Origin of the sequence: Kitasatospora sp. NBC_01246 (assembly GCF_036226505.1) — a bacterium.
Lineage (GTDB): Bacteria > Actinomycetota > Actinomycetes > Streptomycetales > Streptomycetaceae > Kitasatospora.
In genome coordinates, this window is record NZ_CP108484.1 from 1697246 (window position 1) to 1718238 (window position 20993).

General features: G+C 75.3%; 16 protein-coding genes. 7 read left to right on the forward strand and 9 right to left on the reverse strand.

Features of this window, described 5'->3' with window-relative positions; genetic code table 11:
- The first annotated feature begins 23 nt into the window (after positions 1-23).
- Together OG618_RS07285 and OG618_RS07290 are read left to right on the forward strand one after the other, a co-directional pair.
- Positions 24-1001: a chitosanase gene (locus OG618_RS07285; RefSeq protein ID WP_329486430.1), complete on the forward strand. Its 978-nt coding sequence runs from the start codon at positions 24-26 to the stop codon at positions 999-1001.
- Between the two features lie 111 nt (positions 1002-1112).
- Positions 1113-3083 (forward strand): acyl-CoA dehydrogenase family protein, encoded by a 1971-nt coding sequence (locus OG618_RS07290; RefSeq protein WP_329486432.1) that lies wholly within the window; start codon positions 1113-1115, stop codon positions 3081-3083.
- Between the two features lie 114 nt (positions 3084-3197).
- On the opposite strand, the gene OG618_RS07295 is transcribed toward OG618_RS07290, so the two are convergent.
- Together OG618_RS07295 and OG618_RS07300 are read right to left on the reverse strand one after the other, a co-directional pair.
- Positions 3198-4625 (reverse strand): hypothetical protein, encoded by a 1428-nt coding sequence (locus tag OG618_RS07295; RefSeq protein ID WP_329486434.1) that lies wholly within the window; start codon positions 4623-4625, stop codon positions 3198-3200.
- Positions 4626-4841: 216 nt separating this feature from the next.
- Entirely contained in the window at positions 4842-5630 is a 789-nt protein-coding gene (locus OG618_RS07300; RefSeq protein ID WP_329486436.1) for a hypothetical protein, read from the reverse strand.
- Between the two features lie 217 nt (positions 5631-5847).
- On the opposite strand from OG618_RS07300, the gene OG618_RS07305 reads away from it, so the two are divergent.
- Complete coding sequence (locus tag OG618_RS07305; protein ID WP_329486438.1) at positions 5848-6975, forward strand: MinD/ParA family ATP-binding protein; 1128 nt, start codon at positions 5848-5850, stop codon at positions 6973-6975.
- A gap of 707 nt (positions 6976-7682) precedes the next feature.
- Positions 7683-10697 (forward strand): AfsR/SARP family transcriptional regulator, encoded by a 3015-nt coding sequence (locus tag OG618_RS07310; protein WP_329486439.1) that lies wholly within the window; start codon positions 7683-7685, stop codon positions 10695-10697.
- A gap of 12 nt (positions 10698-10709) precedes the next feature.
- On the opposite strand, the gene OG618_RS07315 is transcribed toward OG618_RS07310, so the two are convergent.
- Both OG618_RS07315 and OG618_RS07320 read right to left on the reverse strand, forming a co-directional pair.
- The gene (locus OG618_RS07315) at positions 10710-11093 is read right to left on the reverse strand and encodes a hypothetical protein (RefSeq protein WP_329486442.1); all 384 of its coding nucleotides are present in this window, start codon (positions 11091-11093) and stop codon (positions 10710-10712) included.
- 228 nt (positions 11094-11321) lie between these two features.
- Positions 11322-11873 (reverse strand): DinB family protein, encoded by a 552-nt coding sequence (locus OG618_RS07320; RefSeq protein ID WP_442906767.1) that lies wholly within the window; start codon positions 11871-11873, stop codon positions 11322-11324.
- Positions 11874-12127: 254 nt separating this feature from the next.
- On the opposite strand from OG618_RS07320, the gene OG618_RS07325 reads away from it, so the two are divergent.
- Together OG618_RS07325 and OG618_RS07330 are read left to right on the forward strand one after the other, a co-directional pair.
- Entirely contained in the window at positions 12128-12937 is an 810-nt protein-coding gene (locus OG618_RS07325; RefSeq protein WP_329486443.1) for a class I SAM-dependent methyltransferase, read from the forward strand.
- A 176-nt stretch (positions 12938-13113) separates the two neighbouring features.
- Positions 13114-14553, forward strand: a complete 1440-nt coding sequence (locus tag OG618_RS07330; protein WP_329486445.1) for a condensation domain-containing protein — start codon at positions 13114-13116, stop codon at positions 14551-14553.
- A 65-nt stretch (positions 14554-14618) separates the two neighbouring features.
- On the opposite strand, the gene OG618_RS07335 is transcribed toward OG618_RS07330, so the two are convergent.
- The 5 genes from OG618_RS07335 to OG618_RS07355 form a co-directional block, all read right to left on the reverse strand.
- Positions 14619-16142, reverse strand: coding sequence for a M1 family metallopeptidase (locus OG618_RS07335; RefSeq protein WP_442906935.1), 1524 nt, complete (start codon positions 16140-16142; stop codon positions 14619-14621).
- Between the two features lie 176 nt (positions 16143-16318).
- Entirely contained in the window at positions 16319-17191 is an 873-nt protein-coding gene (locus tag OG618_RS07340) for a sulfurtransferase (protein ID WP_329486448.1), read from the reverse strand.
- Positions 17192-17268: 77 nt separating this feature from the next.
- Positions 17269-18348, reverse strand: coding sequence for a class I SAM-dependent methyltransferase (locus OG618_RS07345; RefSeq protein ID WP_329486450.1), 1080 nt, complete (start codon positions 18346-18348; stop codon positions 17269-17271).
- A gap of 156 nt (positions 18349-18504) precedes the next feature.
- Positions 18505-18831, reverse strand: coding sequence for a hypothetical protein (locus OG618_RS07350; protein ID WP_329486451.1), 327 nt, complete (start codon positions 18829-18831; stop codon positions 18505-18507).
- A gap of 162 nt (positions 18832-18993) precedes the next feature.
- Positions 18994-19932, reverse strand: a complete 939-nt coding sequence (locus OG618_RS07355; RefSeq protein ID WP_329486452.1) for a polysaccharide deacetylase family protein — start codon at positions 19930-19932, stop codon at positions 18994-18996.
- A 174-nt stretch (positions 19933-20106) separates the two neighbouring features.
- On the opposite strand from OG618_RS07355, the gene OG618_RS07360 reads away from it, so the two are divergent.
- Positions 20107-20961 (forward strand): SAM-dependent methyltransferase, encoded by an 855-nt coding sequence (locus tag OG618_RS07360; RefSeq protein ID WP_329486454.1) that lies wholly within the window; start codon positions 20107-20109, stop codon positions 20959-20961.
- Positions 20962-20993: the final 32 nt, after the last annotated feature.

Here is a 20993-nt window from a genome sequence, read left to right on the forward strand (position 1 = left end):
GGCCGCCCGACCCCGGAGCCTCCATGCCGATCCGGCCCACCCCGCTGCCCCTCGCCCTGACCGCCCTCCTGTTGGCCGGCGCCCTCCCCGTGCTCCCGGCCGCCGCGGCGTCCCCGAGCCCCACCCCGAGCGGCTCGCCCACCACGACGGTCGCCGACCCCGCCCCGGCGAACCACGGGCGCCCCCACCGCACCACCCTGCCCACGGCCAAGTCACCGATCACGCCCAGTGGTTCGCCATCCGGCTCCGCCTCCGGCCCGCCGTCCGGCAAGCCCACCACGACCGGGGCCGGCGACCTCACCGACCCGCATCTCAAGGACATCGCCCAGCAGTTCGTCTCCAGCGCCGAGAACTCCTCCCTCGACTGGAAGGCGCAGTTCGCCTACATCGAGGACATCAAGGACGGCCGCGGCTACACCGCGGGCATCGTCGGCTTCTGCTCCGGCACCGGCGACATGGTCGAACTGGTCCGCCACTACCGCGAGTTGAAGGCCGACAACGTCCTGGCCAAGTACCTCCCCGCGCTGGAGAAGCTGGACGGCTCCGCCTCGCACAGCGGCCTCGACCCCGACTTCACCTCGGACTGGAAGAAGGCGGCCCAGGACCCGGTCTTCCGCAAGGCCCAGGAGGACGAGCGCGACCGCGTCTACTTCACCCCGGCCGTCACCCAGGCCAAGTCCGACGGACTGCACGCGCTCGGCCAACTCGCCTACTACGACGCCATCGTGATGCACGGCCCGGGCAACAGCGCGGACAGCTTCGGCGGGATCCGCGCGGCGGCGCTCAAGAAGGCCAAGCCCCCGGCGCAGGGCGGCGACGAGAAGGCCTACCTCGCCGCGTTCCTGGACGCCCGCGCCGCCGCCATGCGCACCGAGGCGGCCCACTCCGACACCTCCCGCGTCGACACCGCCCAGCGCCTCTTCCTCCAGGCCGGGAACCTCGACCTGCACACCCCGCTGAGCTGGAAGGTCTACGGCGAGTCCTTCCACATCGACAAGTAGCCCACCGGGTGACGGAAGAGCGGCGGGCCGCCCGCGGAGGCGACCCGCCGCTTTCGGTGATCTTGATCACAAAGCCGTTTCCCCGGACCCTGTTCGCCCATTCATCACCGCATGACAACCATTCCCGGCAGTCGCACCGTCACCACGGACGACCGAAGCGCCACCCGGGCACCGGACTCCCCTGCACCGGTCGCCGTCGCCGCTTCCACCGCCGTCACCGTTACCACCAGCGTCACCGTCACCACTGCCACTGCCACCACTGCCACTGCCACCACTGCCGAGCTCACCCGGCTGCTCTACGGCCCCGACCACGAGCGGGTCCACGGCCCGTGGCGGCGGTTGCTCGCCGACCCCCGGATGCGGACCGACCCCGGCGCCGCCACCGCGGACCGGATCGCCGCCAGCTACCGGCGGTTACGGCAGGTCAACCGGATGACCGACGCCACCGCACTGGCCACCGACCCGCGCGCGCTGGCCGCGCTGCACGAATGGCTGGGCCCGCTGGACGGCGCGCTGGTCGTCGTCGCCGGCATCCACTACAACCTCTTCCTCGGCAGCCTGCTCGACCACGACCCGCACGAGAAGCGGCCGTTGGACCCGTACCTCGCGATGGAACGGATCGGCACCTTCCTCTGCACCGAGCTCGGCCACGGCAACGACGCCATCGCGCTGCGGACCACCGCCGTCTACGACCGCACCGACCGCACCTTCACCCTGCACACGCCCGACGCGGGTGCGCAGAAGTTCATGCCGAACACCGGCCCGGCCGGCGGGCCGAAGTCCGCCGTGGTCGCCGCCCGCCTCCTGGTCGACGGCCGGGACCACGGGATCTTCCTCTTCCTCACCCCGCTCACCGACGAGGTCGGCCCGCTGCCCGGCGTCACCGTCCGCCCGCTGCCGCAGCGCCCCGGCAACCCGGTCGACCACTGCCTGACCTCCTTCGACGAGGTCGTCCTGCCCCACGAGGCGCTGCTGACCGGCGAACACGGCCGACTCGGGCCCGACGCCGGGTTCACCAGCTCCCTCGGCAGCAGGCGGAAACGGTTCCTCACCAGCATCGGCCGGGTCACCGCCGGCAAGCTCTGCATGAGCGCGGCGGCGGTCGGCTGCGCCCGCGCGGTGCTGACCGTGGCCGTCCGCTACGCCCACCACCGCGAGGTGACCGGGGCCCGCGCGGACCGCCGCATCCCGGTCTGGGCCCACCGCAGCCACCACGGCCCGCTGCTGGAGGCGGCCGCCACCACCTACGCGATGACCGCCCTGCACCGGGCCGCGGTCGAGCGCTGGACCGGCCGGGACGACACCGACCCGGGCGAGATCGCCGCTGCCGAGCGGCTGGCCGCCGTCACCAAGGGCTGGACCACCTGGCAGGCCCGCAACCTGATCATCGAGTGCCGCGAACGCTGTGGCGCCCAGGGACTGCTCCCGGTCAACGGGATCTCCCCGCTCGCCATGGACATCGAGGGCACCATCACCGCCGAGGGCGACAACCTCGCGCTCTGGGCCAAGGCCGGCGCCGAACTCCTGCTGGCCGAGTCCGCGCCGCCCGGGGCCGTCCCCGAAGGCGGCCCCGACGACCCGGCCGTGCTCCAGTCCCTGCTGCACGCGGCGGAGCACCTGCACCTGAGCCGCGCCCGCGTCCTGCTGCGGCAGGCGCCGTCCGGGGACGGCCTGCGCCGCTGGAACACCGCCTCACCCGCCGCGCTGGCCGCCGTCACCGCCCACGCCGAACGCTCCGCCGGCGCCGCCCTGCTGGCCCTCGCCGAGCAGGCCACCGAGCCGCGGGCCCGCAGCCTGCTGCTCGACCTGTACCGGCTCTTCGCGCTGCGCCGGGTCAGCACGGAGAGCGGTCCTCTGCTGAGCGAGGGGCTCCTGACGGATCATTACGTGCGACTGCTCCCCGACCTGATCGAACAGGTCATCGGCCGACTGGCGGACCGGGGCCGACAGCTGGTGGACGCCTTCGGCCTGCCGGAGGAGTTCCTCGCCGGCCTCCCGATCGCCGGCCCCGACTACCAGCGCGCCTTCGACCACCCTGAGGCACATTGGAACGCCACCGAGCCTGCTGTTCGACCGATCTGACCCGCCGACAGGCCTCCGGGGTCCCCCCGCACCGGGTCCCGCCGGTCCGCCCCCACGGCGGACCGGCGGGACCGTCCACGGTCACCCCGGGTCGTGCTCAGCCGCGTGCGGAGTTCACCACGGCCGGGGCGGCCGCGGCCGCCCGGTGCCGGCCTCACCGGCGACCGCCTCCTGCCCGGAGACCTCGGCAGCCCGCTCGGCGTGCACGCCGTGGTCGGCCGGGCCGGCCTGCGTGGTCCACCGGGGGGTGGTGGCCGCCCCGCCCCGGCTCCCGGTCGGTACGCCCCGCACGGCCTCGTGCCCGAGCGGCACCGCCGGGGAGGCCTGCTGGGCCGCCGGCCGGCCCGTCTCACCGCGCCACACCGCTCCCCGGGCGGCCTCGTACCCGGCGGGCATCCCCGGCCGAACCGGCTCCGCCACCTCGGCGTCCCACACCGCGGGCGCCTCCCACTCCGCCGACGACTCCCACACGGCAGGCACCGCCCGCTCCACCGGAACCGCGCGCTCGGCAGGCACCGCCCGCTCCACCGGGACCGCGCGCTCGGCAGGCACCGCCCGCTCCACCGGGACCGCCCGCTCGGCGGGCTGCCCCGGCCCCAGGTTGCGCATCGCCTTCTGCGGACCGGTCGCCCCGCTGACGGGCTCGCGCCCCGCCAACACCTCCTGGAGGGCAACCGGTTCGACCGACGCCTTCTCGTCCGCCCGCCAACGGGCCGGCACGGCCCGGGTCGCCGCCTGCCCCAGCACCTGCCCCAGCACCTGCCCCTGACCGCTCTTCCGGCGGATCGCGGGGACCTCCCCGGGGCCGAGCTCGGACAGCGGAACCGGGACGCGCTCCCAGCCTTCCGGCACGGGCGGGAGCGACTGCCACGGGTCGTACGCCACGGCGGGCTCCCCGCCGGCAGCCGCCTGATCCGCACCCCGCCCGGAAGGAGCCGCCGGACCGCGCCCCCACCCGGCCGACGCCGTGCCGACGCCCTCCTGCCCGACGCCGTGCCCGGCGCCGTGCCCACGGCCCTGCTCGACCCCGTGCCCGCCACCCCGCTCGCTGCCCTGCCCGCTGCCGCGCCCGTCCTCACTCGCGGTCCGGTACCCCACCCGGTCGGTCCCTGCGAGCGTGGGCGTGCCCGGATAGGGGTCCGCGGAGGTGCGGACCACCGGGGTCGCCGCCGGGATCGGCGCCGAAGCCGGCTCCTCCTGCGGCGCCCCCGCGTCCAGGCAGACCAGCCGCAGCGTGAAGTTGCGCTCGGTCGGGTCGCCGTCGACCCAGTCCACGTCCTTGCTCCGCACCACCCGGGACCGCCGGCCGCCGTCCGACGCCTGCAACGGCCCGGGCAGCACCCGGACGTTGGGCCGCCACCCGAGGCCGGGGGCGTAGTGCTCCAGGTGCAGCTCCCACTCCTGCGCCGGGACCTCCAGCGACGCCCCCACCCGGCCCGGCAGCACCACCGCGCCGTACGGGGTGCGCACCACCGCCCGCTGGTCGAAGGCGGCGTCCTTGCCGATCACCGTGATCCGCCATGCTCCGTCCATCCGCAGCACGGGTGTCCTCCCCAGGTCGGTGGGTGCGGGACCGGCCGACCCCGCACCTCGCTCGACGGCTCGCCGGACGCCGGTGGTTCACCGCACGAGGCCGGGCCCCCGCACGTCCACCGGACGAGGCCGGGGGCCCACCGGACAGCGCCGGGCGTCCGCGGCTTCACCCCGGGGCGCGACCGCGACGCCCGGGGGTTCAGGGCCGCCGCGGCCGACCGGCCCTCAGGCGGTGCGTCGGCGGTGCTGGAGCCGGGCCGCGACCAGGACGCCGCCGCCGAGCAGCAGGGCGCCGCCGCCGACGCCCGCGATCAGCGCCGAACCGCCGCCGCCACCGGTGTGCGCGAGGTCCGTACCGACGGGCACCGCCGTGACGGACGGCGAGGCCGAGGGGCTCGGGGAGACAACGGACGAGGACGACTGGGACGCCGTGGGCGTCGGACGGTCGGACGGCTTGGTGCTGGGCGGCGGCGTGACCGGCCGGCTCGGCGTCCCGCTGGGCGTCGGGCTCGCCGACCCGCTGGGCGTCCGGCTCGGGGTCGGCGTCATCGAGCCCGTCGGCGTGGGCGTGGCCGTGCGGCTCGGGGTCGTGCTGGGAGCCGGGGTGGTCGGCGCGGGGGTGGTGGGCGTGGCCGTCGGCGTGGGCGTGGGCGTGGTGGTCGGCGTCGGCGTGACGCAGAGCGGCACGTCCGCGATCCGCTTCTCCACCTGGGTGTCGGCCAGGCGGTAGCGCCAGGTGTCCCCCTGACCGGTGTAGCCGACGGTGACCTTCACCGACCCGTGGGCGGCCACCGTGCCGTGGTACTTCTCGTCGCTGCCGACCCGGGTCAGCGTGTACTCCCCGGCGGCGCGGTAGTTGTTGCCCAGGACCAGCTCGACGTGGGCCGCGTCGGTGCGGCAACCGACGCTCAGCGAGGCGTCGGCCGGCTGCCAGGCCATCGCCGTCCCCGAACCCGCGGCGGCGAGGGCCGCGACGGCGCTTCCGGTCACCAGGGCCGCTCGAACGTACTTCATCACTGCTCTCCTTCGGGTCCCGCAGGACGTGTCGCCCTGGGCCGGCGGCCGCACGGCCCCCCTGTCGTCTACGGCGGCACGGCGGGCTCCGGTTCACCGCCCTGAGGTGGATCCGGGAGCCGCCGGGAAGCCCGGACAGGCCGCTGAACTGCGGCGCGTCGGCGATCCGTAGAGCGGAGTGGACCGTGTGACCGCAGCCCGCGCCAGGAGGAGAACAATGACCGCCGGCCCCGACACCGCGTACCGCCCCGCACCGGCGGCGGCGCTCGACGCCTTCGGCACCGTCCTGCTGCCGCGGCTCGCCCCCGCCCCCTGCCCCGCCACCGCGTCGCCGGCCCCGCTGCCCGTCGCACACCCCGCGCCGCGGCCCACGCTCCCGCCGCCCGCAGCGCGGTTCGCTCCCCCGCGACCCACGGTGCCCCCGCCCGTGCCGCGGTTCGCTCCCCCGCGGCCCAGCCTGCCCCCGCCCGCCCCGCGCCCCCTCCCGGAGCAGCGCCGCAGCGTGCTGGACGTGCTGCGCACCGGGGAGCGCCGTGGCCGCGAGCAGTTGCGGCTCATCCGCTCGCCGCTGCACGGCAGTTGCCGGATCGCCGTGATCAGCGCCACCGGCAACGTCGGCAAGACCTCGCTGGTGCGTGCCCTGGGAGCGATGCTCGCCACCGAACGCGGCGAGCCGGTGGCCGCGGTCGACGCGGGGGCGCCGTACCCGAACTCGCCGGTCCGGCCGGCCGGTCCGCCGGCCCGGGTCGGCATCACCGAGCTCGCGGCGGCGCTGCGCGGCGGCGGCCCGGCGGCCGTCGACCCCCGGCCGTACCTCTCCCCGACCCCGAGCGGGCTGGCCGTCCTGGCCGGCCCGGCGTACCCCGCGGTGGGCCGGCCGCTCGACGAGGGCGACTACCGCGCCGTCCTGGCGGCGCTCGCCGAGCGGTACCCGCTCACGCTGACCGACGCGGGCGCGGGGCTGCTCGACGGCCCGATGCGCGGCGTGCTCGACCTGGCCGACCAGCTGGTCCTCGTCACCACGCCGAGCGTGGACGGCGCGGGCCGTGCCACCGCGACCCTCGACCTGCTGCACGCCCACGGGTACGGGGAGCTGGCCGAACGCTCCGTCACCGCGATCTCGGCGGTCCCCGGCGCCGGGCGCCCGGTCCACCCGTCGGATCTGCGGGCGTACTTCGGCACCCGCTGCCGGGGCGTGGTGGAGGTGCCGTTCGACGAGCACCTCGCCGCTGCCGCGGAGTCCGAGCCGGGTCGACTCGGCCACCGTACCCGCCGGGCGGTCCGCGAGCTGGCCGCGCTGATCGGCGACGAGCTGTGGCGGGCGGGCCGACCCACCGGCTGGTGAGCCCACCGGCGGCCGATCCACACCTCGCCGCCCCGACCCGCCGACCGGCACACCAACGCCGCCTCCGGCCGCTCACCGGCCGACCCGACAGCGGCCGCCACCCCCGCCTGCCCCCGAACGCCCGCTCCCCCCGCCGCCCCCGGCTGCCCCTCCCACCTGCCCCAGAACGCCCGCTCCTCGCCGGAGCTGCCCGAAAGACCCGCCCGTTCGGGCAGAAGAGCGTGCCCCGACGTGCATACCTGGTATGCCCGGCCACTCCCCTGCCGGACGCCTGCCGACCGGCGGCCGGCCCGGGCGGCACCCCGCCACCAGCGGCCTGACCGCCCACTCGGGCCGCCGTACCCGGCCCCGACCAGCCGCTACGCCCGGAGCCTGCGGACCCCGCCGACGCCCGACGGCCCGCCCCACCGGCCGTGGACATGGCACGAGCGCGTCAGGTAGACCTGTCCACCCGGCCTCCCCGGAGGCCGCCGGCGCCCGCAACCACCTGATCGCCCGTCAGTGAACTCCTCACGAACGGCGGTCGTACGCCGGGCGCCGGAGCGCCGTTCGAGCCGCCGGTGACGGCCGGCGGCGGCCGGAGCCGGGATGCTTCGCCGACGTACCGCCGTCCGCCGGACGGCCCGGACCGCTCGTCGGGCGTGGCTAGACTGCGGCCGAGATGTGGACGGAAAGCTGAGACGATCCGCTTCTACCTGGGGGGATCCGTGTTCATTCGACTGCTGGGGCCGGTGGAACTGCGGGCCGCCGACGGTCGCGCCGTCGAACCGGCCGGCCCCAAGCGGTGCGCCGTCCTGGCCCTGCTGGCGCTCGAACTCGGCCGCACCGTCCCGGTCGAGCGGCTCTTCGAGCTGCTCTGGGGCGAGGCCCCGCCCGCCCGGGCCCGGGCCGCCGTACAGGGGCACATCGCCGCGCTGCGCAAGCAGATCGCCGACTCCCCCTTCACCCTGCTGACCCGCGCACCCGGCTACCGCCTCGACGGCCCGGCCGAGCTGGTGGACGCGCTGCTCTTCGAGCGGCTCACCGCGCTGGCCGCCGGGGAGTGCGCCCCCGGGGGCGACGAGGCCGCCGTCAAGCTGCTGCGCGAGGCCCTGGACCTCTGGCACGGCGGCACGGCCCTGGCCAACTTGCCCGAGACCGGTCTGCGGCACGCCGTCGCCGACCGGCTCGACCGGCGCCGCACCCGCGCGCTGGAGTGCTGGGCCGAGCGCCTGCTGCGGCTCGGCCGGGGCGCCGACGCCGTCACCGACCTCGACCGCGCCGCCGAGGCCGACGGCCTCCACGAGCCGCTGGCCGCCCTGCTGGTCCGCTGCCTCCACCAGGCGGGCCGCTTCGCCGACGCGCTCACCGCCTACCACCGCACCCGGCGCCGGCTCGCCGAGGAGCTGGGCCTCGCGCCGGGCCGCGCCCTGCAGTCGGCCGTGGACGACATGCTCACCGCCGACCCGGACCCGACCCCTGCCGCACCCGCTGCCCCCACCTCGCCGCCCGTGCCGGTCGACCCGGTCGACCCGCCGGCCCCCCGCCCGACCGTGAACCAGCTCCCCCGCGCGGCAGCACGGTTCGTCGGCCGCGCGGCCGAACAGCGCTGGCTGGACGCCGAGTGCGCCGGACCGCACGGCGGCGGCAGCCTCGCCGTCGTGACCGGGCCGGCCGGCGCGGGCAAGACCGCGACCGTGGTCCAGTGGGCGCACGCCGCGGCCGACGCCTTCCCCGACGGCCTGCTCTTCGCCGACCTGAACGGCTTCGGCCCGGGCCACCGCACCGGCCCGGTCGAGGTGCTGGGCAGGTTCCTCCGCGCTCTCGGCGTCGAGGAGCGCGAGCTGCCGGAGGACCGCTACGCCCGGGCCGCGCTCTACCGGGCGCTGACCGGCCGGCGCCGGCTGCTGGTCGTCCTGGACAACGCCGGTGACGCCGAGGACCTCGCGGACCTGCTGCCGGCCGGGCCCGACTGCGCCACCGTGATCACCAGCCGCAGCTCCCTGGAGGACGTGGTGGTCACCGAGGGGGCCGCCCTGCTGCGGCTCGGCGCGCTGCCGGCCGAGGACGCGCTGGGCCTGCTGGAGCACCTGCTGACCCCGGCCCGGGTCCGGGCCGAGCCGGAGTCCTCGGCCAAGGTCGCCGAGCTCTGCGACCGCCTGCCGCTCGCGCTGCGGATCGCCGCGGCCCGGCTGGCCGCCCAGCCGGGCTGGGCGATCGCCGACCTCGTGCCCGAACTCGCCGACGAGCGCACCCGCCTGCAGACCCTGGACACCCAGGGCGCGATCAGCGTGCGCAGCGCGCTGGGCCTGACGGTCCGCCGGCTCTCGGCCACCGCCGTCCACCTGCTCGCCCTGCTCGCCGCGCACCCGGGCCCGGAGACCGACGCCCACGCGGCCGCCGCCCTGCTGGCCACCGACACCGCCGAGGCCCGGCGGGCACTCGGCTCGCTGGCCGCCCACCACCTGCTCACCGAGGACACCCCGGGCCGCTACCGCCGGCACGACCTGATCCGCCTCTACGGCGCCGAACTCCTCGACGAGCGGCCGGCGTCCGAGCGCGCCGGCGCCACCCTGGCACTGGTGGACCACTTCCTGGCGGCCGCCGCGCACGGCGCGGGGCTGCTCCAGCCCGGCCTCGACCCGTTCGGTCCGCCGCCGCTGCCCGGTCCGGCCCGGCCGCGGCTGCCCGACGTGCGCGCCGCGCTGGACTGGTTCCGCGCCGAGGAACCCACCATCCGCGGCCTGGTCACCTCGGCGGCCGACCTCGGCGACCACCGGCGCGCCTGGCGGCTGGCCTACCTGGCCAACTGCCTCTACTACGGCGCCGGCCGCCGGACGGACCGGCTGGCCTGCCTGCGCGCGGGGCTGGAGTCGGCCGTGCTGACCGGCGATCCGGCCGCCGTCGCCTCGATGGAGGCCTCGACGGCCCGCGCGCTGAGCGGCCTCGGGCGGGCCGAGGAGGCCCACCGGCTGGCCCTGCGAGCGGTCACCCGCACCGCGGACGCCGGGGGCGACGTCCATGTGCACGCCCTCACCGTGCTGGCGGTGGCCAGCGCGGCCCGCGGCGAGCACGCCGAGGCCGTCCGGCTGGGCGAGCGGGCGATCGCCCTGGCCGGCGCGCACGGCCTCGCGGAGCACGCGCCCTTCGCGTTCAGCAACACCGCCGCCCTGCACGGCTTCGCCGGGGACGCCGGGCAGGCCCTGCGCCGGGCCCGGGAGGCCCGGGCGCTGCTCGCGGAGCACCCGCAGGCGACGTACCACCTGTCCGCCATGGTCAACGAGGCGCACGCGCTCCAGCAGCTCCGCCGCCCGGCCGAGGCCGGACGGGCCTGGCGGGAGACCATGGAACGCTGTCGCGCCGCCGGCGCCGTCCATCTGGAGGCGGTGGCGGAGCGCCACTACGCCGACTTCCTGCTGGACGCCGACCGTCCGGTGGAGGCCGCCTCGCACCTGCGGTCCGCGCACTGCCTGTACGAGCGGCTCGGGGACGCCGGCGTCGCCCGGCAGCTGGAGCGCCGGCTGGCCACGCTGGCCGGCGCGGTCACCGTGGCGCCGTCCGCCCGGCGGGCGTTACCGGCCGCGTCCGGCGCCCGCCGGAGCCGGCCGCCCGACCGCGGCAGCCCGTGCGGGGAGGTCCCGCGCCACCCGGAGGCCGGGGTGCGCCGGAGCACGGTGACGGTCCGGCGGGCCTGCCGGTCCGGTGGCCACCACCGGGCCGCCGCCCGGCCGGGCCGGGTCTAGGACGGCCCGGGTCTAGGACGGCCCGGCGTCCCCGGCCAGCTCGGCGATCAGCTCCTGCACGCCGTCCTCGCCGAACCGGTGCAGCAGCATCGCGACCCACTCCACCACCTCGGCCCGCTCCAGCGGCGCCCACCCGGGCGCGGACGGGTGCTCGTCGACCACCAGCGCCTCGGCGACCAGGCGCAGCCCGTCCGGCACCGGCAGCAGCCGTGAGCCGTCCAGTCCGCGCAGGGCGAGCCGCCGGGCCGCCGCCGCGACCTCCGCGCCGCCGGCCGGCGGCGCCGGTAGTCCGTGGCCGCACCCCGCTTCGCCCGTCGGCGCCTCCTCCCGGGGCTCCGCGGCCAACCAGGAGGCGATCAGCTCCCGGATCTCCGGCTCGTCCGCCATCTCCACCATGCCAGCAAGCATGCCAGCGCCTCGCTCGGTCATCATCACCGTCATGTGAACGAGAACGGCTGCCACCCCGTGCAGCGTTCAACTACGTCCGCGACCTGCGCCGGGACCACCTCGCCCGCCCCCGGCGCCGTGGCGGACCGACCGTCGACCACCCGGCCCGGGCGGCAGTGATCCGTACACACCCCGTCACCCGCCCGGGTCGTTCCGCGCGCCCCGGCGGGAGCGCCGCTACGCGCCGACCGTTCCGTCGATCGCCTCGCGCAGGAAGTCGGCGTGCCCGTTGTGCCGGGCGTACTCGTGGATCAGGTGCAGCATCACCAGCCGCAGCGACACGTCCGCGCCCCACTTCGGCATGTAGCCCGTGACGTCCAGCGACTCCGCCTCCCGCTCGATCCGCCGGGCGTGCTCGACCTCCGCCGTCCAGGCCGCGAAGGCCTCGCCGCGGTCGGCGGCGGCCGCGTCGTACGCCACCTGGAAGTCGCCCTCCGGGGACCAGACGAGCGGGACGTCCTCCCGGCCGATCACCCGGCGGAACCACGTCCGCTCCACCTCGGCCATGTGCCGCACCAGCCCGAGCAGGCTCAGCGTGGACGGCGGGCTCGACAGCTGCTTCAACTGCTCCTCGGTCAGCCCCTCGCACTTCATCGCCAGGGTCGCCCGGTGGTAGTCCAGGAACGCGCGCAGCATCTCGCGCTCGCCCCCGGTCAGCGGCGGAGCGACCCGTGCGTCGGTCGTCCCGGTGGTCGTGGTCGTCGTGGTCGTCTCGGTCGTCTCAGTCATCTCGGTCTCCCGGTCGGGTGGGTGCGGGCACCCCGGCCGGGCACCGCTTCCATCCCAGGCCCATCCCGGCCCCGCTGTCCACCCGATATTTCCGTCCGCCCCGCACGGTGGGCCCGCCCCGTCAACACGCCGTCACTCGCCGTACCTCCCAGGCCTCATTCGTCACGGTCCGCGTTCGGACGCCGACCGGTTTGGGTACGTACCTCGGCGCGCCCGAGGTCCGGGCGCCCGCCTCACGAGGAAGCCGAGCAGCGATGGACCAGAACCGCATTCCCGCGACCGTCCGACGGACGTACGGCGTCGACGACCTGAGTCAGGCCCCCAGCTTCGCGGGCGGATTCATCAACTTCGGCGACTGGAGCGGCATCGACACCGACGCGCCCACCCCGGAGGACCGCATCCGCAGCCAGGAGGAGCTGTACCGCCGGGTGCTGCGCTCGTTCCCGGCCCCCACCGAGCGGCTGCGGCTGGCCGAGGTGGGCTGCGGCCGGGGCCTCGGCGCGGCGCTCGCGCTCTGCGAGTTCCGGTTCGCCGCGGTGACGGGCGTGGACATCCACCCGGACCAGGTCGAACGCGCCCGCGCGGTCAACGCCCGCGCGCTGGCGACGTTCCCGGACCGTCTCGCCTACAGCCTGGGCGCGGCGGACGACCTGCCCTTCCCGGACGCCGCCCTGGACGGCCTCTACTCCGTGGAGGCGGCCCAGCACTTCCGTGAACTGACCGGCTTCGCCCGCGAGTCGGCCCGGGTGCTGCGCCCCGGCGGCCGGCTGGCCGTGACGACCTTCTTCAGCTCCGGCCCGGAGGTCGCCGAGCGGCTGAGCATCCTGCTCGGCAGCTTCGCCGAGGGCCTGGACGTCGCCCACCCGCTCGCCGCCTTCACCGACGACCTCACCGCCGCCGGCTTCACCGAGGTCACCGCCGAGTCGATCGGCACCGCCGTCTGGCCCGGTCTGGACCGCTACCTGAAGGACACCGTGCCGCCCGGCCACTGGGCCCGCAACTTCCTCGCCGCCTGGCAGAGCGGCCTGCTCGACTACCACCTCGTCACCGCCACCCGCGTCTGACCGCACCGCACCGGGCGGCGCCCCCGGCCGAAATCCGAGGCTCGACGTGACCATGGCGGTGCGCCACACTCTTCCCTTGGCAACACACGCGCTCCCACCGCACCGACCGCCCCATGCCGAGGAGGCGACGCAGCCGCACCGCGCCGCTTCCACCACCGCACATCGGAGAGCACACGGTGACCACGAGTCAGCAACTGGAGATCGACTTCTCGTCCGGCAGATCCGGCACGGGACCGGCCACCTGGGGCCAGCAGGCCATCTGGGACGCCGTGGGCCGGCTGGCTCCGGCCGACGCGCCGCGCTACAACATCACGGCCTCCGCCCCGCTGGACCCGGGCCTGCCGGTGGCGGTCGTGCTGGGCGCCCTGGAGGGCCTGCTCCAGCTGCACGACTCGCTGCGCACCCGGCTCGTCGAGGACGACCGGGGGCGACTGCGGCAGATCGTCGACCCGGCCGGCCGGCTGACCGTGCACACCCGCCGGTGCGACGGCGACGCGGCCGACCTCGCCGCGGTCGGCGCCGCCCTGCACGAGGAGTTGGCGGCGCTGCCCTTCGACTGCACCGCGCAGTGGCCGATACGCGTCGGCCTGGTCGAGACGGCCGGGCTGGTCCGGCACATGGCGCTCGTCCTCTCCCACACGGCCCTGGACGGCGCGGGCATGGGCCTGCTGGTGCTGGACCTCAGCGAGCTGGCTCAGGGCGCCTCGGTGGAAGCCATCAGCACCCTCCGCGGCGCCCAGCAACCGCTCGAAGAGGCGGAGTTCCAGACCTCCGCGCGCGGTCTGCGGCGCGATGTGAACGCCCGCGCCCATGTGGTGCGCAAGCTACGGCTGGGGCCGCCGCGGCTCTTCCCGCCCGCCGCGACCCACGCGCCGGAGCCCTTCCCGAACGCCGTGCTCAGCTCCCCGGCGCTGCTCCGGGCGGTCGACACGGTCGCGGCCGGCCACCGGGCGAGCACTTCCTCGGTGCTGCTCGCCGCGGTGGCGGTGATGACCGCGCGGCTCTCCGGCTCTCCGGACGCGGTGCTCCAGGTGATCGTCAACAACCGGTTCCTGCCCGGGCTGGCCTCCGCGGTGAGCCCGGTGGCCGGCGATGGCCTGTTCCATCTGCCGGACGCGGACGGCGAGTTCGGTGACGCCGTCCGCCGCACCCATGCCGCCTCGATCGCCACCTACCGGCACGCCTACTACAACAAGCGCCTGCTGGACGAGGAGATCGCCCGGCTGACCGCCGAACACGGCCCGCTCGCCGACCGCTCCTGCGTCTTCAACGACACCCGCGACCTGCTCCCGTCGATGCTCGCCGCGCCCGACACCGAGTCCGATCCCGACCCCGGGCCCGACTCCGAGCCCGGGTCCGACCACGACCCCCGAGCCGGAGCAGGGGCGGCCGACGCCGGCACCACCCTCACCTGGCCGGTCGAGTTCCCGCCGCGCCCCGGCCTCTCCTACGCCCTGGACGCGCTCCAGACCCCGGACGCGCTCCAGCTCGCGATGACGGCGGACAGCTCGGTGCTCCCCCGCCCCGCGATGGAGCGGTTCCTCTACGGCGTCGAGGCCCTGATCCTCAGCGAGGCCCGGGCGCTGGCCCCGGCCCTGGCCGTGCCCGCCTCCTGACCACCCGCGCCGCCGCCCCGCACGGAGCCCGGCCGACCGCTCCACCGGTCGGCCGGACCGGTGCGTCAGTGCCGCTGCTCGTGGACCGAGTTGGTCTCCTGGATCTTCTTCCACGACTTCGGCTCCGGCAGCTGCGCCTTGGCCGTCGGCGCCAGGGCCGGCGCGCCGGCCGCGCCGGGCGCCGACGCCGCCGGGACGCCCGCCGAGGAGAGGGCCGGCTTCGAGTCGGTGAACAGCCAGGTGTTGAAGAGCTCCCCGAGCGGCTTGCCGGAGATCCGCTCGGCGAAGGCCTGGAACTGCGGGATGGTGGCGTTGCCGTAGCGGCGCTCGGTCGGCCACCCCTTCAGGATCTTGAAGAACTTCTCGTCACCGACGGCGTTGCGCAGCGCCTGGATGGCCACCGCGCCCCGGTCGTAGACGGCTCCGGCGAACTGGTGGTCCGGCCCCGGGTCGCCCGGCCTGACCGTCCAGAAGGCGTCGCCGGCCGGGTAGAAGGAGTAGACGTAGTCGGCGAGCTCCTGTGCGGTGCCCTCGTTCTCGTGCTCGGACCAGAGCCACTGCGCGTAGCGGGCGAAGCCCTCGTTGAGCCAGATGTCGCTCCAGCGCTGGACGGAGACGCTGTCGCCGTACCACTGGTGGGCCAGCTCGTGCACGACGACGGCGGTGTTGGCGCCGCGCGAGAACTGGGCGGGGCTGTAGAACACCTGGGTCTGGGTCTCCAGGGCGTAGCCGGTCCTCACGTTGGGGACGTAGCCGCCGACCGAGTCGAACGGGTACGCGCCGAAGTAGCCGCTCAGCCAGTCCACCACCTCGCCGGTCCGCTCGACGCTGGCCCGCGCCGCGCCGTCGTTGTCGCCGAGGTCCTTGCTGTAGGCGGTGGTGACCGGCAGCCCACCGGGCGTGGTGTCGGTCCTGATGTCGAACTTGCCGATCGCCAGGGTGGCCAGATAGGTCGCCTGCGGCTTGGCCTCGCGCCAGTTGTAGCGCGTCCAGCCGGCCTTGGAGCTCTGGCCGGTCAGCAGGCCGTTGCTGATCGCCTGGGTGCCGTCGGGCACCAGGACGGAGACGTCGAAGGTGGCCTTGTCGGTGGGGTGGTCGTTGCTCGGGAACCACCAGGGCGCGCTCTCCGGCTCGTTGGCCGCGACGCCGCCGTCGGGGGTGCGCAGCCAGGCGGAGAAGCCGTCGCGCTTCACCTCGCCGGGCTTGTCCGCGTAGCGGACCACCACGGTCACCGGGCTGCCCTTGGCGAGCGGCCGGGCCGGGGTGATCTCCAGCTCCGACTCGCCGGTGGCGGCGAACGTGGCCGGGCGGCCGTTGACCAGGATCTCCTTGACGCCGAGCACGAAGTCCAGGTTGAACCGGGTGAGGTCCTGGGTCGTGGTGGCGAGGATGGTGGTGGTGCCTTCCAGTTCGTCGGTCACGGGCTGGTATTTGAGTCGGATGTCGTAGTGCGAGACGTTGTACCCGCCGTTGCCGGCGTTGGGGTAGTAGGTGTCGCCGATGCCCGCGGCGCCCGGGCCGCCCTGGGCGGCGGAGGCGGGGACGGTCAGCAGCAGGGCGAGCGCGCCGGCGGCGGCGGGGACGAGCATTCTCTTGCGCAAGGCGGTCTCCGGGGTCACTGGGACAGTGGGTCGGATCGATCCCTGTCCCGGCGGGCCCCGGCCCACTCCTCCGGGATGAAATGTTCATGAGAAGAAATGAGCCGACATGGCGCCGCCGCGCGCCCGTCACCCCCGACCGCTCGCGACCCGGACCCGACCCGGCCTCACGCCCCCAGCGCCACCGGCGCCCGCACCAGCGAGCCGTACTCCGTCCACGAGCCGTCGTAGTTCTTGACGTCCGGGTACCCGAGCAGCTCGGTGAGCGCGAACCAGGTGTGCGCCGAGCGCTCCCCGATCCGGCAGTACGCGATCACCTCGCGGTCCCGGGAGACCCCCTGCCCGCCGTACAGCGCGCGCAGCTCCTCGGCGGACCGGAAGGTGCCGTCGTCGTTGGCCGCCTGCGACCAGGGGATGTTCACCGCGCCGGGGATGTGCCCGGGCACCTGCGCCTGCTCCCGCGGCAGGTGCGGCGGGGCCAGTGCCTCGCCCCGGTACTCGGCCGGCGAGCGGACGTCGACCAGGACGGCGTCGGTGCCGGGCTTGGCGAACACCTCGGCCGTGGCCAGCACCTCGTCGCGCAGCGCCCGCACCTCGGGGTGTTCGGGCCCGCTCAGCCGGAGGGCGCTGTGCTGGTAGTCCATCACCTCCTGGCTGAGCTCCCGCTCCTCCAGCTCCCACTTCTTGCGTCCGCCGTCGAGCAGCCGCACCGGTCCGAAGCCGCGCAGCCGCAGCAGCCAGTAGGCGTAGGCGGCGAACCAGTTGTTGTTGCCGCCGTACAGCACCACGGTGGTGTCGTCCTCCACGTCGGCCGCGCGCAGCAGCTGCTGCACGCCCTCGCGGTCGGCGTAGTCGCGGCCCACCCGGCTGTGCAGGTCGGTGGTCCAGTTCCAGCCGACCGCTCCGGGGATGTGCCCCTGCCCGTACGCCGTGGTGTCCTCGTCCACCTCGACGATGCGGACGGTGCCGTCGTCGAGGTGCCGGGCGAGCCACTCGGTGGGGACCAGCGCCTCGGGGTGTGCGTAGCCGTTGCCGGTCATCGCTGCCCTCCTTCACTCGGACTCTTCGAACCTACGTCCGACCACAGAGCCCGGCCACCCCCGCCCGCCGCGGCCCGCTATCCCTCGGCCCCGGCCGGCCGCACCACGTAGTACAGGTTGAGCACGTCGCCCTCGACCCGCTTCGTCTCCATCGCGCCGAACCCGGCCTCGGCGAGCATCCGGCGGGCCGTCTGCTCGCCCCAGACCGTGCCCAGCCCCGCACCGCCCTCACCGAGCGAGACCGTCATGCAGTAGAAGGTCGACAGCGCGTACAGCGCCGGGGCGAGCGGGTGGTCGATGTTCTCCTCCAGCCGGCTGCTGGCGGCGATGTCGCCCATCAGGAAGACGCCGTCCGGCCGCAGCGCACCGGCGACGGCGGCCAGCGTCCGGGCCGGGCGGGCCAGGTCGTGGATCACGTCGAAGGCGGTGACCAGGTCGTAGGAGCCGGAGAGCGCGGCGGAGTCGGCGACCTCGAAGCGGGCGTTGGCCAGGCCCAGCTCGGCGGCCTCGGCCCGCGCCGCTTCGATGCCGGCCTCCGAGATGTCGACCCCGGTGCAGCGGCTCTCGGGGAAGGCCCGGGCGATCAGGTTGACGGCGTGCCCCTGCCCGGTGCCGATGTCGAGGGTGTCGATCCCGGCCCGCAGCCGCTCGGTCAGCCCCGGCACGAGCGGGAGGATGGCCTCCACCAGGGCCACGTCGTACACCCGCCGCGACTCCTCGCCCTGCAGGGCCTGGAACCGCGGGTACGCCGAGTAGGGCACCCCGCCGCCCTTCCGGAAGGCCTCCACCACCTGCTGCTCGACCTCGCCCATCAGCGCCAGGTACTGCATCAGCCCGGCCATGTTGTCCGGGCCGGCCGCCCTGGTCAGGGAGGCCGCGTGCTCGGGCGGCAGCGCGTAGGTGGACCGCTTCGGGTCGTAGTCGACGATCCCGCCGACCACCATGGCGCCCAGCCACTCCCGGACGTAGCGCTCGTTCAGCCCGCCGGCGCGGGCGATCTCCTCACTGGTCGAGGGGGCGAGCCCGGCCATGGTGTCGAAGAGCTCGGTCTGATGGCCGATGCTGGCCATGAATCCCAGGCAGGCGTCGTTCAGCAGGTGCAGGGTGCGCCCCGCGAACTCCTCTTGCCGGACCGGATCGAGTGCCGAAGCGGACATCATTCCTCCTCCGCCGTCGGAGCCGACGCGAACCCCTCCCCCAGTCACGCTACGCCGCCCGCCCGGCCGGGGCCGATCGGCGGCGGCCCCACGGATCGGCGCGGGCGGCCCGGCGATGACGACCGGGCCGCCCCGCGCCCACCGGGGTCGGCCGGCTCAGGAGAAGACGACGGACCGCAGGTGGAGCCGGTTGCTGTACTTCTTGCCCGGGAGCATCACGAAGAAGACGTCGCCCGCGCAGTCGAAGTCGAGGTAGACCGTGGCCGTCGAGCGGGTGTGGTTCTCGGGCGCGAAGGCCGGAACGTCGGTGGTGGCGCCCGGGAGGTCGACGCACTCGCCGCTCACCGGGTCGGCCAGACCGGTCTCCGCCCCGCGGCCGACCTTGTAGAGGAAGTCACCGGTGGCCGCACCGGCGGAGGCGGGTACCGCGAGGACGAGGGCGATGGCGCTGGCGGCGGCGAGCGTGGCGTTGCGGAGACGCATGGGGGAGGGGCCTTTCAGGGCGGTACACACGGGTACCGGGGAAACTGATGCGAGAACACCCTAGAAGCCCAAAAAGCGCAGAAACGGTTCTTCCAATCCACTCTTTCGAGTGGTTTAGACGGAAATGCCGCTACCTGGCACCACTCCCCCGCACATGCGTCCTCACCCCGGCGGTGCGGTGAAGTAGTACCCGGAGTCGATCAGCACCGGCAGGTACGCCTTCAGCGCGGCCACCGTCTGCGAACGGTCGCCGCCGCCGTCGTGGTTCAGCACGATCGCGCCCGGCCGGACGTCCTTCAGGATCCGCTCGGTGATCACCGAGGTGCCCGGCCTGGCCCAGTCGCGCGGATCCACCGACCACCCCATCGACCGCATCCCGAGCGAGGCGCTGACCTTGAGCGCGGCCGTGGACCAGTCCCCGCCGGGCGCGCGGAACCAGGTCGGCGGCTTCCCGGTGGTCCGGTTCAGCAGGTCGGAGGTGCGCTCCAGTTCGTCGCGCACCTTGCCCTCCGAGAGGCTCCGCAGATCCGGGTGGGTCCAGGTGTGGTTGGCGATGTGGTGGCCGCGCGCCGCGATCTCCCGGACCAGCCCGGGGTGCTCGACGGCGTTCTCGCCGATCAGGAAGAAGGTGGCCCTGATCCGGTACTGCTCCAGCAGGGCCAGCACGGTCGGGGTGTGGCGCGGGTCCGGGCCGTCGTCGATGGTGAGGGCCACCACCCGGCGTTCGGCGTCGAGTTCGTACACCGGCTTGCTCTCGGCGGCCGTCAGCACCCGGGGCGCGGCGACCGGCGCGACCGAGGCGGCGGGTGCGGAGGAGGCGGGGGCGGCGGGCGCCGAGGCGGGGCCGGCCGCGGAGGCAGAGGCGGAGGGGGCGGGCGAGGGAGCCGCGGAGGGCGGGGCCGAGGCGGCCGAAGCCGTCGCGGCGGCGGCGGGCACGGCGGCGGGCCCGTCCGAGGCCGCACCGGCGGCCTCGGCACCCGGCGCGGCGGCGGCCGCGCCGTCCAGCCCCTCCGACCCCCGGCAACCGGCGACCCCGAGCAGCGACATCCCGGCCGCGACCAGTAGCAATCTACGCGAAGTAATCTGACGATCAGACAGCATGATCGATGCTTCCCCCGCGAACCGTCACGCCTCCCACCGGCAACTCCGACGGCCCCCAGCATCACTCCGACGGCCCAGCCCCACCGCACCCCGGCGGACCGGGTGACCACCGCCCCGACCGGACCGCTACGCTGACCTCCCCAGTGTGATGATCTGTCTTCAGAGGACGTGGCCATGACGACAAGTCAGGACTTCTCCGACCAGGCCCAGGACGACGCCGTCGAGCTGAGCGAGTGGCAGCGTTTCGGCGTCGACACCAGCGCTCCGCACTCCGCACGCGTGTACGACTACTGGCTGGGCGGGAAGACCAACTTTCCTCCGGACCGCGCCATGGGACAGGCCATCGAGCAGGCCGTCCCCAGCGTGAAGGCGATGGCCAAGGAGAACCGGGCGTTCCAGGGCCGCGCCGTCCGCTACCTGGCCCGGGAGCAGGGCATCCGGCAATTCCTCGACCTCGGCACCGGCATCCCCACCTCGCCCAACACCCACGAGATCGCCGAGGCGGTCAGCCCCGGCACCCGGGTGGTCTATGTCGACAACGACCCGATCGTGCTCGCCCACGCCCGGGCACTGATGGTCTCCACGCCCGCCAGCCGCACCACCTACATCCACGCCGACCTGGGCAAGCCCGCCGAACTGCTCGGCGACCCGGCGCTCACCTCCACGCTGGACCTCGACCAGCCGGTCGGCCTGCTGATGATCGCCGTCCTGATGCTGGTCGCCGACGAGGACGACCCGTGGGCCAAGGTCGCCGCGCTGCGCGACGCGCTGCCCAGCGGGAGCTGTCTGGCGCTCACCCACCCCACCCAGGACTTCGACCCGGCGAGCGTCGCCAAGGTCGCGGAGGCGGCCCGGGCCGGCGGGATGACCCTCGTCCCGCGCACCCGTGACGAGGTCGCCGCGTTCTTCGACGGCTGGGAGCTGATCGAGCCCGGGGTCGCCCCGGTGATGGGCTGGCGCCCGGACGGCGAGCCGCCGGCCGACCCGACCGCCGCCTACTACTGGGGCGGCGTCGCCCGGAAGCCGTAGGCGCGCCCGTCGGCACCCCCCGGGGCGGACCG

What these genes read in the sequence shown, in the direction of transcription:
- OG618_RS07360 (WP_329486454.1), top strand. Translation starts at nt 20,107, where the DNA reads ATGACGACAAGTCAGGACTTCTCCGACCAGGCCCAGGACGACGCCGTC.
- OG618_RS07300 (WP_329486436.1), bottom strand. Translation starts at nt 5,630, where the DNA reads ATGAAGTACGTTCGAGCGGCCCTGGTGACCGGAAGCGCCGTCGCGGCC.
- OG618_RS07290 (WP_329486432.1), top strand. Translation starts at nt 1,113, where the DNA reads ATGACAACCATTCCCGGCAGTCGCACCGTCACCACGGACGACCGAAGC.
- OG618_RS07315 (WP_329486442.1), bottom strand. Translation starts at nt 11,093, where the DNA reads ATGGTGGAGATGGCGGACGAGCCGGAGATCCGGGAGCTGATCGCCTCC.
- OG618_RS07285 (WP_329486430.1), top strand. Translation starts at nt 24, where the DNA reads ATGCCGATCCGGCCCACCCCGCTGCCCCTCGCCCTGACCGCCCTCCTG.
- OG618_RS07340 (WP_329486448.1), bottom strand. Translation starts at nt 17,191, where the DNA reads ATGACCGGCAACGGCTACGCACACCCCGAGGCGCTGGTCCCCACCGAG.
- OG618_RS07345 (WP_329486450.1), bottom strand. Translation starts at nt 18,348, where the DNA reads ATGTCCGCTTCGGCACTCGATCCGGTCCGGCAAGAGGAGTTCGCGGGG.
- OG618_RS07325 (WP_329486443.1), top strand. Translation starts at nt 12,128, where the DNA reads ATGGACCAGAACCGCATTCCCGCGACCGTCCGACGGACGTACGGCGTC.
- OG618_RS07320 (WP_442906767.1), bottom strand. Translation starts at nt 11,873, where the DNA reads ATGACTGAGACGACCGAGACGACCACGACGACCACGACCACCGGGACG.
- OG618_RS07305 (WP_329486438.1), top strand. Translation starts at nt 5,848, where the DNA reads ATGACCGCCGGCCCCGACACCGCGTACCGCCCCGCACCGGCGGCGGCG.
- OG618_RS07350 (WP_329486451.1), bottom strand. Translation starts at nt 18,831, where the DNA reads ATGCGTCTCCGCAACGCCACGCTCGCCGCCGCCAGCGCCATCGCCCTC.
- OG618_RS07335 (WP_442906935.1), bottom strand. Translation starts at nt 16,142, where the DNA reads ATGCTCGTCCCCGCCGCCGCCGGCGCGCTCGCCCTGCTGCTGACCGTC.
- OG618_RS07355 (WP_329486452.1), bottom strand. Translation starts at nt 19,932, where the DNA reads ATGCTGTCTGATCGTCAGATTACTTCGCGTAGATTGCTACTGGTCGCG.